Source organism: Geothermobacter hydrogeniphilus, assembly GCF_002093115.1.
GTDB classification, from domain to species: Bacteria; Desulfobacterota; Desulfuromonadia; order Desulfuromonadales; family Geothermobacteraceae; genus Geothermobacter_A; species Geothermobacter_A hydrogeniphilus.
The window spans coordinates 178,793-192,107 of record NZ_NAAD01000003.1; the positions used below are offsets into that span (position 1 = coordinate 178,793).

Consider the following 13,315-nt stretch of genomic DNA (forward strand, 5'->3'; position numbering starts at 1 on the left):
TTTTCTTTTTACCAGCCGTTCACCGCTTCATCGCCGAGGACTGTCGCCAGCTTTTCCTGCACCCGCAACAGCCGGTCGCCGGAGAGGACGGCGATGTTGCGCATGAACAGGTAGGCGAGATGGTAGTTGGTGCAGAACAGGGACTGCAGGGTCGGGCGGTCGATCTCCAGGACCGTGGTCGGGCCGACGCAGACCGCCGCGAAGCGGTAGCGATGAGGGGGAACCATGGTTGACCAGCCGACCGCGTCGCCGGGGCTGCGCGTCGCCAGGGTGGCGGTTCCTTTCTGCGCCGGCAGTTCGAACTGCAGGTCGATCCTTCCGGAGACCAGCAGGTAGAGGTGGTTCGCCTCGCTCTGTTCGGCGAACAGCAACTTGCCGTCCTGGTAGTCTTTTCTCCGGCAGCGGCTCAAAAAGGCTTCGGCTTCGTCCGTGGCCAGATCCTTGAGCAATCCATTCCGGAAAAGTTCGATGTCGGTGGTCATGGGGGCTCCTTTTTGCTTCGGCGGCTCATTTCAATCCTAGAATAGAGCCCACCAAAGTCAATCGTCCGGATGCGGGCACGAAAGCTGTTTTGGGGGTAGAATGACAGGTACGTGTCAAGCGGTACGGTTGTCCCGTTTGGCCTGTCGGCTGTCCGGAGTTTTTCGTGTCGCGGCGAGATTTCCCTGCCGCAATGGAGGATTGCATGATGTGGATAAGGCTTTTCGGTTTTCTGCTCGGAATGGTGGTTCTTTTCCCCGGCGGCGTGCTGGCCGGTATCGTCGTCCCGATGAATCTGGTCGCCGTCGACGGCGCAACCCGCCCGGCCGGTACCATCATGGCGACCCAGACCCCTTACGGGGTGGTTTTCAGCCCGCGGCTGACGGGCCTGTCACCTGGAGCGCACGGTTTTCACGTGCATCGCAACCCGAGTTGCGAGCCGCTGGAAAAGGACGGCAAGGTGGTCGCCGCGCTGGGAGCCGGCGGGCACTATGATCCGGCCGGAACAGGTCATCACGGCCCTCCCTGGGGGGATGGGCACCTCGGTGACCTGCCGCTGCTGACCGTCGACGGCAACGGTCATGCCGACACCCCGGTGCTCGCCCCGCGCCTGCGGCTGTCCGACCTGCAGGGGCGCTCGCTGATGATCCACGCCGGTGGTGACAACTACGCCGATACGCCGAAGAAGCTGGGCGGCGGCGGTGTCCGGATGGCCTGCGGGGTGGTGCCCTGACAGGCTGATGAAAAACGCCCATCTGCGGCGTTGTCCTTACCCTGCGTCAACGTCGTACCTTCCGGTACGCCTTATTCCGCAGGGTTGCGGACGCCTTGCATCCGGACATTTTTGCTCAGCCTGGGGCCCCTGACTTTTTCAACTGGCAGCCATGATGGCTGGTGGGGAGGGGACTGGCACCTTGAGAGAGGGGAACTGTCCCCCGTTTCACTTCTCAGTGTTGAGCGCGCATGCCATGCAGACCGGCTGCAGCTCGAACAGTCCGCTCTGCGGGTTGTAGACGCTGCGGTGAGTCAGGTGGGCGGCGCAGGTGACCTGGTAACAGCGGCTGCAGGCGGTGCTTTCACCGCTGCCCTTGGCGTCGCAGATGTGGCAGATCCAGGGAGAGGCTTCCATGGCGTATCAGGCGGCGGCCAGCAGGTTCCGCCGCTCGTTTTCGCTGAGCCCGGCGATATAGCCGTTCATGCCGCGCAGGGTGTTGCCGATGAACTCCCGTTCGCGCGGCTGCACCTCGGCGGGCAGCTGCCCGATATTGCGGAAGATGTCGTCGTGGTCAAGCAGCCAGGCGATGAACGCCTCGACATCAACGGTTCCTTCCGCGGTCGTCACGGCCGCGCCCCGCACCCAGAGCCGCAGCTGGCGGTGGGCGATGCGCAGGTGGTCGAGGGCGTTGTCGACCAGGCCGTAGTGGGCGAAGACCATCCGCCGCGGGGCGAGATCGATCATCCGCTGCAGCGAGTCGAGGGCCACCGGCAGTATGAAACGCGGCGGCGTTGCCGGCCGCATGTAGATGCCGTCGGCGACCTCGCCGCGAACCCCGGCGACCTCGCCGGCAAACAACAGTTTCCCGACCTGGTAGCAGCAGTGATGGGGAGCGTGGCCGGGGGTCAGGTGCGCCCGGATGCCGGTCGTGCCGACCTGCTCGGAAAAGTCGATCCGTTCCGCCGGGACCGGAACGATTTCGCCATAGATTTCGGCGGTTCTGCCGAGTACCTTCAGCGATCCCTGCCAGAGCTGTCGGGGGGCCACCAGGTGCCGGATTCCGTCCGGGTGGCAGCTGACCCGCGCCGCGGGATAGTCCCGCAGCAGGGCGCCGGTGCCGCCGGCATGGTCGATGTGGATGTGGGTCAGCAGGATATGGTCGATCCGGTCGATGCCCCGTCGCCGCAGTTCGGCGACCAGGTGGGGGATGGTCGACAGCGGACCTGGGTCGACGACGATGGTCCGCCCGGCGACGCGTCCGCACCAGGCGCTGATGAAACGGTGAAAGCCGGGCAGCGCCGGCTGGTCGAGATCGATGCAGAAAAGATTTTCAACAGTCATGAAACCCGCTCCGGTTGATCGTGGTTGCCTGATTGTCGGCGATGCCGGGTTCCAGGTCAAGGGGATAGGTCAGGTCAAGGGGACAGGTCAGGTCAAGGGGACAGGCACCTGCGGAGCCAGTCCCCGTGATTCGTTCCAATAGTTGACGAAAAATCTCACCTATTTGATCCAGGTCATATTTTTTCGTCCCCTGAAGCGGTAAATTGAGGACACTTCAGGCAAAGGAGAACGGCATGAACCTGAACAATAATCTCGGTGAAGAACAGATCCAGAACGTGGTCAGGGAGCACCCGCGGATCGGCGAGATCCTCAATCGCTACGAGATCGGCTGCGTCGGCTGCGGGGTCGGCATCTGCCTGCTCAAGGATGTGGTTTCGATTCACGCTCTCGGCGATGAAGCCGAAGCGCAGATCGAGAAGGAAATCAACAGTTACCTGGATTCACTGGGCTGAATCCGGCACGAAACAAAGGAGAAATCGTTATGAGTAAACTCGCCTGTGGCTGTCCCGGATCGCAGGTCCGGACCGTGGAAGCAAAAGAAACCGCCAATGCCGAACAGACCGGCCGCCTGCAGTCCGAACTGCGTCAGTGGCCGACCCAGCTGCACCTGGTGCCGCCGAGCGCGCCCTGGCTGCAGGATGCCGACCTGCTGATCGCCGCCGACTGCGTGCCGTTCGCCTATGCTGAATTCCATCGTGATTTCATCAAGGGCAAGGTGCTGGTCAACGCCTGTCCCAAGCTGGATGACACCAGCCCCTATGTCGAGAAGCTGACCGAGATGCTGAAGCAGAATGACATCCGTTCCCTGACCGTGACCATCATGGAAGTTCCCTGCTGCCGGGGACTGGCGATGATGGCCCAGCAGGCGCTGCAGGCTTCGGGCAAGGATATCCCGCTGGAAGTGGTGGTGATCGGGGTTGACGGTGAGAGGAGAAACTGAGCATGAAAACCGATGTCACGCAGGTGATGGTCGCGGAGCATGAACTGATTCTGCGCATGATCGCCCTGGTCGAGACCAACACCCGGCGGCTTGAAGAGGGTCGTTTTTCCAACTGGCAATTCTATCTCGACGCGGTCGACTTCATCCGCAACTATGCCGACCGGTTCCATCACGCCAAGGAAGAGGCCACCCTTTTCACCGCCCTGGTTGCCAACGGCATGCCGGAGCAGAATTCGCCGGTGGCGGCGATGCTGATGGAGCACGAGCAGGGCCGGGCATTTGTCCGCGGCATGGAGGAGGCGGCCCAAAAGACGCTGGCCGGGGCGAGTGACCAGGTCGCGGTGCTGGCGGAGAACGCCTACGGCTACGCCGAGTTGCTGCGAAACCATATCGAGAAGGAAAACAGCATCCTCTACCCGCTTTCCGAACGGGTGCTGCCGGAAGAGGTCCGCCCGGCGATGCTCGAAGCCTATCGACAGGCCGAGGCCGCGGTCGCGGAGGATTTCAGCGACCATTATCGCCGCATGGTGGAAGGGTACGAAGCCGAAGCGGCGGCCTGAAGTCGCGACGTCGAAGCATAGACAGTCCATTTACGGGGACGGTTTCCTTGAACGGGGCCGTCCCCGTTCGCACCCCGCACCCCGCACCCCGCACCTCGCACCTCGCACCTCGCACCTCGCACCTCGCACCTCCAGCTTTCCCTCCCACGATCTGCTAGAATTGATGCTACTGACCGAAGGGACCGGAATGCGCCTCATACTCCTGAGCTTTTACAACCGCCTGATCCTGCGCCGCCCCTGGCTCGCCCTGGGGATCGTGCTGCTGCTGGTGGTGCTGCTCGGCCGTCACGCCGGCGATTTCCGCCTCGATGCCTCGGCCGACTCGCTGGTGCTGGAGAATGATGTCGCGCTGCAGACCTACCGCGAAATCCGCGAACGTTACGGCTCGGACAATTTTCTGATTCTCAGCTACACGCCGACCGGCGAGCTGTTCACTCCGGACGTCCTGGCCGGATTGCGCGACCTGCGCGACGACCTGCGAAAGCTTCAGGGCATCGCCTCGGTGACCAGCATCCTCGATGTTCCGCTGCTCGCCAGCCCGCCCATCGGTTTCAGTGACCTCGGCCGGGGAGTGCGCACCCTCGAAACGCCGGGTGTTGACCTGCAGTTGGCGCGTCGTGAATTTCTCACCAGTCCCCTTTACCGGCAATTGCTGCTCAGTCCGGACGGCCGTACCACCGCCCTGCAGCTCAACCTGGCGCTCGATCCGACCTACGAAAAGCTGCGCAAGCACCGCGACGCGTTGCGCCGGCTGCTTCGGGACGGAATGCTGCCGGATTCACAGCAGGCCGATCTGAAGCGGGTGGAGCGCGACTTCAAGGTCGCCAGCGCCCGGGCTCTCGATCGGGGGGCGCGGTTGATCGACACCATCCGCGCCGTCCTCGAACCCTACCGCCGGTCCGCCGACCTGCACCTCGGCGGGTTGACGATGATCGTCACCGACATGATCGACTTCATCCGTCGCGACCTGCTGACCTTCGGCCTCGGGGTGCTGGTTTTCCTGGTGGTGATGCTGGCCACGATTTTCCGCCAGCCGCGCTGGGTGATTCTGCCGCTGCTCTGCTGCGGCGCCGGGGTGCTGGTGATGTTCGGCATCCTCGGCCTGGCCGACTGGCGGGTGACGGTGGTCTCTTCCAACTTCACCTCGTTGATGCTGATCATCACCCTCTCGCTGACCATTCACCTGGTGGTCCGCTACCATGAACTGCACACCCTCAACCCCGGTGTCTCTCAACGCAGCCTGGTGCTGAGTACGGTGCGCAGCAAGTTCATGCCGAGCCTCTACACCGCCTTGACCACGGTCGTTGCCTTCGCCTCGCTGCTGGTCAGTGACATCCGTCCGGTGATCGATTTCGGCTGGATGATGGCGCTCGGCATCAGCGTCTCCTTCATTCTCTCTTTCATCCTCTTTCCAGCCGGTCTGGCCCTGCTGCGGCCCAGGCACTTCACCCCGCGCTTCGACCTCACCGGCCACCTGACCACCTGGTGTGCCCGCTGGGTGATCGGACACGGCCGCGCGACCCTGGCAGTGTTCGTCGTCCTGGCGCTGTTCAGCCTGCTCGGCATCCAGCGCCTGACGGTTGAAAACCGCTTTATCGACAATTTCAGGAAAGACACGGAAATCTACCAGGGGATGGCGCTGATCGACCGCCAGCTCGGTGGCACCACTCCGCTCGATGTGCTGATCGACGCCGACCCCGACTTCCGGGCTGACAGCGGCGAGCCGGAAGACTGGGAGGACGACCCCTTCGCCGAGGTGGGCAAAGACGCCGGGCTGACGGCCACCAGCTACTGGTACAACGAACAGCGGATTGGAGAGATCAGGGCGATCCACAATTACCTCGATCAACTGCCAGCGAGCGGCAAGGTGCTTTCACTGGCGACCGCCATGGACCTGTTGCGCCAGTTGGGCGGCGGCAAGCCCCTCGACAACCTGATGCTGGCGGTGATCCACAAGAAACTGCCGGCGGATATCGACCGGGCGCTGTTCGCTCCCTACCTGTCCCCGGACGGCAACCAGCTGCGCTTCGCGCTGCGGATCATCGACTCGGACCCGCAACTGCGGCGCAATGAGCTGCTTCAGCAGATCCGCCGGGACCTGCAGGACAAATTCGGTATTCAGCCGGGGCGGATTCATTTGAGCGGGATGTTCGTGCTCTACAATAATGTGCTGCAGAGCCTGTTCCGCTCGCAGATCCTCACCCTGGGCGTGGTCTTCCTGGCGATCATGGTGATGTTCCTGTTGCTGTTCCGTTCCCTGCGGCTGGCGCTGATCGCCATCGTTCCCAACCTGCTGTCCGCCGCGGTGGTGCTCGGCCTGATGGGGTGGCTGGGTATTCCCCTCGACATCATGACTATCACCATCGCCGCCATCACCATCGGCATCGCCGTCGACGACACCATCCACTACGTGCATCGCTTCAGCGAGGAGATCAGCCGCGATCTCGACTACCGGGCGGCGGTGCGCCGCTGCCACGCCAGCGTCGGCCGGGCGATGTACTATACCTCGATCACCATCATCATCGGTTTCGGCATCCTCACCTTCTCCAACTTTATGCCGACCATCTATTTCGGCCTCTTCACCGGCCTGGCGATGGCGGTGGCGATGTTCTCCAACCTCACCCTGCTGGCGCTGCTGCTGATGCGCATCCAGCCGCGGCATGTCTGCTGGTTGAAAGGATGAAGGATGAAGGATTGAGGATTGAGGTGCGAGGTGCGAGGTGCGAGGTGCGAAGCTGCCCACTGCTGTCATTTGACTTTTGCCGGGGATGGGACGACAATCGGCGCCATGAGTGATCTTGAACTGAATCTGCCGCTCGGCAAGGTTTCGTGCTACGCTGATGTCTATGATCCGGGGCTGCTCTGCCCGGTGCCGCGCAGTCTCAAGCGTGAGGAGTTGGGGCTGGCGGAACCGCTACCGTTTGCCGGCGAGGACCTCTGGAACGCCTACGAACTCTCCTGGCTCAATGCCAGGGGCAAGCCGGTGGTGGCGCTGGGCGAGTTCCGCTTCCCCTGCGACTCGGCAAACCTGGTGGAATCGAAGTCCCTCAAGCTCTATCTCAACTCTTTCAACCAGACCCGTTTCGATGACTTCGGACAGGTGCGCAAGACCATCACCGCCGACCTCTCGGCGGCTGCCGGGGGGACGGTTCAGGTGAGCCTGGAGCCGGTTGCCGGGCCCGGTCTGCTGTCGGTGAGTACGCTGCCGGGCCGCTGCATTGACGATCTCGATATCGCCATCGATGACTACGGCCTGGCTCCCGAGTTGTTGCGGGGGGCGGCTGATGACGAGCGGATCGTCACGGAGACCCTGCACAGCCACTTGCTGAAAAGTAACTGCCTGGTGACCGGCCAGCCCGACTGGGGCAGCGTGCTGATCCGCTACCGGGGGCCGCGCATCGATCCGGCTGCGCTGCTGCGCTACCTGGTTTCCTTCCGTCGGCACAACGAATTCCACGAGCAGTGCGTCGAACGGATCTTTGTCGACCTGCAGCGCTTCTGCCGGCCGCGGCAGCTGACGGTTTACGCCCGCTACACCCGCCGCGGTGGCCTCGACATCAACCCGTTCCGCAGTAATTTCGAAGTCTCCGCCGAGAACCTGCGGCTGGTGAGGCAGTAGGAGCACAAAGGGCAGGCCCCGTCAGGAGCCTGCCCTTGTTTTTTCACATCTCACATCTATCGTCTCACCTCTCACATCAATAAGCATCCTGCCGTTCGCGGCTGATGGCGTCGTCGAGGTTGGCCGGGGGAAAGTGGTGGGTATGCGGTTGGGGCTTGCGGGTCGGGTGAGATGACTGCCGCCGGACGTCGATCCAGGGGCGGAACCTGTCGACGATCAATCCCGCCAGGATAATGCCGACGGCAAAGACTCCCAGTCCGAGGAGTCCGTTCAGGACGACGAAAAAAGCCATTTCGCCAAAGTTGAATGCTGTCGGTTCGGCCGCCATGGCGGCGGCGGGAAGTGCTGCCGTTATCAGGGTCGCAATGGCAATCGTTTTCATGTTGTCCTCCTTCGACGGGCGGCTGTTCATGGGCTGCCGCCCGACCGGCGTCGGCCGCCGGTTGGGTTGAATGCCTGAATCAGTGAGTACGGACGCAAGGCTAATCGTTTTCAGGATTGTTGCGTAGGGGCGTTCCGGCAGCAAATGGTTGCAGAGTCGCCGGCTTTGCCCTGTGGCGATGCACAGCGGAGGAGGGCGGGTTTTATGGACTTAATTGCCGATTTTCTTCAGCTGCCGGTCGTGCAGCCTGCTTAAGCACAACAATCCGGCAATGGCTCCCAGCAGCGCCAGTCCCATGTCGGATTGAGTGTCCCATATGTAGCCTTGCGTGCCTAAAAAGGCTTCCGCATTTTCACCTGTGGCAAGAGCGACCCACCATTCGATCAATTCGTAAAACGCGCTGAAGCCCAGACAGAAAGAGATGATGAAAAACGCCTGCCACGCTGACCCCCGAATAATGTTTTTTCTCACCACGATTTCTCTGGCCACCAGCGCGGGGACAAAACCCTGGGCGAAGTGCCCGAGCTTGTCATAGTTATTCCTTGACCATCCCAGGATGTCCTTCAATGAATCAAAGAACGGAACTTCCGCGTAGGTGTAATGCCCGCCAATCATAAGAATGACACTGTGGATGAGTATTAATGTGTAGACCAGAGGAGTCAATCGAAACGAATTGTATGTAAACAGCAAAACCAGTGCGGCAATGATGGCGGGGACAACTTCAAGAAACCAGGTAAAGTGATCTTTTGGATTTATCCCGGACCACACCAATGCCGCAATAAAGATAGCGGTCCAAAGGTATTTAATTTTCACGTCATTTCTTGTCATAATCGTTAACGTCGCTGGTGATAAGTATGATGCGAGCAATTTGTTGCTACTCTTCGATCAGCTTTATTCCACATTGAGGGCAGAATTTCGGCAATTTCAAGCCAAGGTAGAGTCTTCCCAGGTGTCCATTGCATGAAGGACATCGCCAGATGCGCACGTGTACAATCAACGCCCATATAAATGCGGCAACAAGCAAAACTGCCGTCATCGTCTTTGACAGACTTCTGTAGCACGCCATGAGACTGACAGTACCAATGATGACACCGAAGATAACAGCGAATCGGGTTAACCTTCTTCGTCGTGCTTCGAACTCGGCAATGATTTCATCTTCGCCCATAACGCTTTCTACGTTCCCGTGACCTCAGACCAATGAGCCTGATTCGCTCAAGATCGAGGCTGACAGTGCTGTCATTGTTGACTAAAAATACTGTAAATTTTTGACGAGTAACTTATTTGTATCGCTCTGTATGATTGCTGTTTCAATGTCCTACTGTTTTTGAAAACATATGTATAACAACAACTCCAGAAATGATTAACACCATACCGATGATAGCCGGTGTGTCAGGTGTCTGGTTGTATAAAAATGCACTAACAATTGCTACCAAAACGATTCCAGCACCGGACCAGATAGCATATGTAACACCTATTGGTATTGTTCTTATTGCAAGAGTCATGAAATAGAATGCTGCACCATAGCCTACAACGACGACCATGCTTGGTAGCAACCTGGTAAACTCCGATGATGCTTTCAAGGCACTTGTTGCCGTTACTTCAGCAATAATCGCTACTGTCAAATATAGGTAAGACATTACGTCTCCGTCAGTTGCAAGGGGTGAACTTTTTTAAGGACACTGTCTGAGGAATGTCGATAAATGTCAGTCATATTTACTTGTACGCCAGACATCAAGAGCAAATGCGGCGTGTGCGCTTGGTATGTGGACCTCAACCTTATCCATAATGTCTAAAAAATGGGGATAATTCCGGCTCTTAGTTTGAATAAAATAAATCTTGTCATCACAGGAAATATTTTTTGGTAATGCGGCGAAATCTGTAGCTTCTTCTCCGGAAGGTTCTTCTTTTCTTAATATTATTTCTTTCGCCATCAATTCGACAGTGTCATATGGCCCGGAAACACCAAATAACGGTTTTTCTTGAATCAATAAGGTTTGAAATATTTTTACTCGTTTTCCGCCAATGATCAATTCGATTTTGCTGGAACGCTTGCGTACTACTCGACAGTAATAATCTATTCCATTTTCATCCGCCGTCTTTCTGCGGAAAGTACGTTCAATTGCTCTTTGCCGTTCTTTATTGCGTCGGATATAATCATTCCATTTCACCAGAACAACACGATTATTATTTGGCATAAAGCTTTTGCTCTGGTGCCATTTGTCTTTTTCTGCTCGCAGGACGGCACTCGCTGGGGCAGCGAACTCAATTTTATAGGTCCCATGTTCATCAGTCGTTGCTGGATCAGAACAATAAACTTTATCCCAAACAACTCCTCCATTATCGCCAAAACCCCACCCAATGTAGCAAACTCTAACTGCTGCCCCGGAGATCGGGTTCCCTTGTTCGTCGACAACTTTTCCTTCGTATGTCTTCGGCTCATATGAGGTGCAGCCAACGGTACTGATGAGAACTGTGACAAGGATAGCAATCTGAAAGCTTTTAAGGAATGACATATTATTCTCGGCGCGCATCAATGGAGCATTGTTGAGGTGTCCACTGTCAGCTGTTTTTGCAGTTGTTGCTCTTTCGCGTAAATCGCACGTCCTCGCAGGGCCGCCTTGCTCACCGCAGAGGGAGAAAGGGCGAGCCGTCTGCCGATATCGACACCTTTGATGCGGTACAGTCGGGTGGCGATATGGCAGAGCAGGGCTTTGGCGTGAACGATAGCAGGCTGCTTGCTCGGGAGAGTGAGATCTTCCGGGGCGAGTTGGCAATGGATGGCGACGGTGTGCAGCAGTTTGTCCAGCGCCTGTTCCCCGGGGCAGGGTTGTTCCGTGGCAGCGAGAGTCGCTGCGACAAAGTCGCCCCCTCCCAGAATCCGATCATCAAACAGGTCGTCTTCATGCAGGTTGTCATTCAGGGCCAGGCTGGTTTTTCTGCCGCCGCGCGACAGTCTGATCTCTTTCCCGTTCTGCAGTCCGTCCTGGAGGAAGTCGATGTAGCCTGCCCGCGCCCTTGCACGACGTTCGGCAAAAAGCCCCAGGATCTCGTCTGTCGAGTGGAGCAGTGACGGTTCTTGTCGGCCGAGCAGTTGCCGGTGACCGCACCAGCGGTATTCAGCAAGGGAGTCCAGATCATCAACGATACCGGCCCGGATCGGGTTCAGATGGATATAGCGCACCAGTTCCAGCAGATAGGCGTTCTGGTCACAGACGATTGACTTGTAGCGGTTCTGAAAAAGATGGCCGGAGCGCTGGTGTCTCAGGTTGAAGGTCACGGCGTAGCCGGTGAGCAGTCGACGCATCAGCTGGGCGAGGGGGCGGCGGGTGGGCAGCAACAGCAGGTGGACATGGTTGCCCAGCAGCGCCCATGCGTAGCAGCGTGTTTCCGTCTCCTGAAGCAGGAAGTCGAGACGGCGGACAAAGTCTTGGCGATCCTCGTCAGCGAGAAAAATGTCGCTGCGGTTTACCCCGCGAAAGATGACATGCTGGAGCAGGCCGGGGATGTCGATGCGCGATTGTCGAGGCATGAGAGGATGATAGCAATGAAAGTGAAAATGTCAACAACGTCCCCTCTGGTGTTGTGGACCTGCACAATATCATCGTTTCGCTTGATTTTTTTTGTTAGGTGGCATGTGTTTTTTAAGTGTGGTAAACGGACGTGGGCGAACCCAGAACCAACTGGCCAGAACCAGCGCCCCGAAAACTGTATAACCAACTATGAATACCCACTCCGGTGCGCGGAAATACAAAATCGTCTCTAGCCAATGAGATATGAAGGTACCGGGATAAACGGTGTCACCGGCCCTTTCGCGTAGCGCCATTTCCCAAGTGGTGAAAGGACATTTAACACCTAGCCATGACTGCAGCACAACCACACCGATTGCAACGAGATGCGCCAAACGAAACCATGGATTTCGTACCGAAGACCACGAAAGCAGTTTACCTGCAAAAATTAACAAAAGGCCAAAGACAATGAACGCGACAAAAAGCGCATGGGTGAAAAGAATTAGATCTGCCGCGAACAGATAAGGCATGTTAGATTCCATTCTTTTCACCTGACGAGCCCGTAGAAAAACCCTCCCACAAGAGCAATCCCCGAGCCTGGTTGAATTTTTTCTTTCCGTAAACCGCCCGTCAGGTATGGCATGTTCAGGCGATAGCCGTCTCCTCAACGCGATTTGTCGGGAATTCTACCGTTTATCGGCCGATTTTACCTCTTTTTTTCTTTTTACCCGAGCTCGATACTAACTGGGTGGATATCCACCTTTCTCTCACCCTGCCTGTTTTGAATGGGCCGGTACAAGGGTACGCGCGTGATTCCAGGCGGTAGGGAGGATCAGGTCGCCAATGACCCTGCATTTCAGAGCCTCGATAAGTTTGGTGCGGAACAGAGTCCGCGGCCAGGGAGAATCCCAAGTCGGAAACCGGTGGTTCTCGAAGATCAGTCGCTCGTCAAAGAACGGGAAGAGCTATTTTTCTGCGTTATCGGACGTCTTTACTCTTGACGGCCGGGGGCCTGATAGGGGTTAGGCAAATTATATTATAATAGTGTTGTTTCTTATCTTTGTTTGTGTGTAATTTTTAGGTGGAAATTCACAATGATTTTGAAAATACCACCAAAGCAATTGCCCCTCTGCTTTTTGGAGTGTTTCTCCGTATTTTATGAAATTTGCCACGGTTATGCTTATAGATTTAAAATTTGTGATTATATATTGAAATTTCAGTTTGTTGGCCTTTGAGTTGGCATGAATGTTGGCATATTTATAATGCCGATCCCTAAATGATTGCTTTGTTTGACCAATGTAGATTATGTCACTTTCACCTTTTAGACGTTTAATTCTTTTTTCGGCCCTCCAGATATAGACGATATTTTTGCTGGTTCGTGCCATTTCACAACCAAATACCCGCTTGAAACACTCCGTGGTAACTTCGGTAATTTTCTCGGGGAAAGTTTCGAAGGTTTCAATTTCTTCATAAAAGTTTTGATAATTTAAAATCATATTTATTTTGCATAACGAGGCTGTAGAAAAACCTTGCCGCCTATTGTGATTGAAAAAAATGGCTTTTAATTTGCTCTCCGATCGATTTTCTTTGTGTTTTGACGCCATAAATATTCAGCATTTGTTCTATTGATGTTTTCAACAACCTCAAACGATTGTGTGGTAAGCGGCGACGAAATGTTATCGTTTGCCACAGCAATTATTGGATTTGCTTGGGGAAGCACACCTGTATTTTACGTCCGCATGATCATTCTATGGTTAGGCAATTTCATTTGT

16 protein-coding genes are annotated in these 13,315 nt (G+C 56.7%); 6 read left to right on the forward strand and 10 right to left on the reverse strand.

Features of this window, described 5'->3' with window-relative positions; translation table 11 throughout:
* Positions 1-8: 8 nt before the first annotated feature.
* Positions 9-482, reverse strand: coding sequence for a Crp/Fnr family transcriptional regulator (locus B5V00_RS04255; protein WP_085009517.1), 474 nt, complete (start codon positions 480-482; stop codon positions 9-11).
* Between the two features lie 206 nt (positions 483-688).
* Between B5V00_RS04255 and sodC the strand changes: the two genes are divergently transcribed.
* The gene (gene sodC, locus B5V00_RS04260) at positions 689-1,213 is read left to right on the forward strand and encodes a superoxide dismutase family protein (protein ID WP_085009518.1); all 525 of its coding nucleotides are present in this window, start codon (positions 689-691) and stop codon (positions 1,211-1,213) included.
* A 207-nt stretch (positions 1,214-1,420) separates the two neighbouring features.
* On the opposite strand, the gene B5V00_RS04265 is transcribed toward sodC, so the two are convergent.
* Positions 1,421-1,609, reverse strand: a complete 189-nt coding sequence (locus B5V00_RS04265; RefSeq protein ID WP_085009519.1) for a hypothetical protein — start codon at positions 1,607-1,609, stop codon at positions 1,421-1,423.
* A 6-nt stretch (positions 1,610-1,615) separates the two neighbouring features.
* Positions 1,616-2,536 (reverse strand): MBL fold metallo-hydrolase, encoded by a 921-nt coding sequence (locus tag B5V00_RS04270; protein ID WP_085009520.1) that lies wholly within the window; start codon positions 2,534-2,536, stop codon positions 1,616-1,618.
* 233 nt (positions 2,537-2,769) lie between these two features.
* Between B5V00_RS04270 and B5V00_RS04275 the strand changes: the two genes are divergently transcribed.
* The 5 genes from B5V00_RS04275 to queF all read left to right on the forward strand — a co-directional run bounded on the left by B5V00_RS04275 (position 2,770) and on the right by queF (position 7,655).
* Positions 2,770-2,988: a hypothetical protein gene (locus tag B5V00_RS04275; protein ID WP_085009521.1), complete on the forward strand. Its 219-nt coding sequence runs from the start codon at positions 2,770-2,772 to the stop codon at positions 2,986-2,988.
* A gap of 29 nt (positions 2,989-3,017) precedes the next feature.
* A complete protein-coding gene (locus B5V00_RS04280; protein WP_085009522.1) occupies positions 3,018-3,476 on the forward strand; it encodes an iron-sulfur cluster-binding oxidoreductase in 459 nt (152 codons plus the stop codon).
* 2 nt (positions 3,477-3,478) lie between these two features.
* On the forward strand, positions 3,479-4,036 hold the full coding sequence (locus B5V00_RS04285) for a hemerythrin domain-containing protein (RefSeq protein ID WP_085009523.1): 558 nt from the start codon (positions 3,479-3,481) through the stop codon (positions 4,034-4,036).
* Positions 4,037-4,223: 187 nt separating this feature from the next.
* Positions 4,224-6,719, forward strand: coding sequence for an efflux RND transporter permease subunit (locus B5V00_RS04290; RefSeq protein WP_085009524.1), 2,496 nt, complete (start codon positions 4,224-4,226; stop codon positions 6,717-6,719).
* 105 nt (positions 6,720-6,824) lie between these two features.
* Positions 6,825-7,655: an NADPH-dependent 7-cyano-7-deazaguanine reductase QueF gene (gene queF / locus B5V00_RS04295; protein ID WP_085009525.1), complete on the forward strand. Its 831-nt coding sequence runs from the start codon at positions 6,825-6,827 to the stop codon at positions 7,653-7,655.
* Between the two features lie 76 nt (positions 7,656-7,731).
* On the opposite strand, the gene B5V00_RS04300 is transcribed toward queF, so the two are convergent.
* The 7 genes from B5V00_RS04300 to B5V00_RS04330 all read right to left on the reverse strand — a co-directional run bounded on the left by B5V00_RS04300 (position 7,732) and on the right by B5V00_RS04330 (position 13,147).
* Positions 7,732-8,037 (reverse strand): hypothetical protein, encoded by a 306-nt coding sequence (locus B5V00_RS04300; RefSeq protein WP_085009526.1) that lies wholly within the window; start codon positions 8,035-8,037, stop codon positions 7,732-7,734.
* A gap of 210 nt (positions 8,038-8,247) precedes the next feature.
* Entirely contained in the window at positions 8,248-8,844 is a 597-nt protein-coding gene (locus B5V00_RS04305; protein WP_085009571.1) for a DUF2238 domain-containing protein, read from the reverse strand.
* Between the two features lie 500 nt (positions 8,845-9,344).
* On the reverse strand, positions 9,345-9,674 hold the full coding sequence (locus B5V00_RS04310; RefSeq protein ID WP_085009527.1) for a DMT family transporter: 330 nt from the start codon (positions 9,672-9,674) through the stop codon (positions 9,345-9,347).
* Positions 9,675-9,740: 66 nt separating this feature from the next.
* A complete protein-coding gene (locus B5V00_RS16835) occupies positions 9,741-10,550 on the reverse strand; it encodes a carboxypeptidase-like regulatory domain-containing protein (RefSeq protein ID WP_139800644.1) in 810 nt (269 codons plus the stop codon).
* Between the two features lie 17 nt (positions 10,551-10,567).
* Positions 10,568-11,566 carry a transposase gene (locus tag B5V00_RS04320; RefSeq protein WP_085009529.1) on the reverse strand — a complete coding sequence of 333 codons (999 nt, stop codon included), beginning with the start codon at positions 11,564-11,566 and terminating at the stop codon, positions 10,568-10,570.
* A 69-nt stretch (positions 11,567-11,635) separates the two neighbouring features.
* Positions 11,636-12,073 carry a DUF2784 domain-containing protein gene (locus B5V00_RS04325; RefSeq protein ID WP_216355452.1) on the reverse strand — a complete coding sequence of 146 codons (438 nt, stop codon included), beginning with the start codon at positions 12,071-12,073 and terminating at the stop codon, positions 11,636-11,638.
* 501 nt (positions 12,074-12,574) lie between these two features.
* On the reverse strand, positions 12,575-13,147 hold the full coding sequence (locus B5V00_RS04330) for a hypothetical protein (RefSeq protein WP_139800645.1): 573 nt from the start codon (positions 13,145-13,147) through the stop codon (positions 12,575-12,577).
* Positions 13,148-13,315 lie beyond the last annotated feature (168 nt).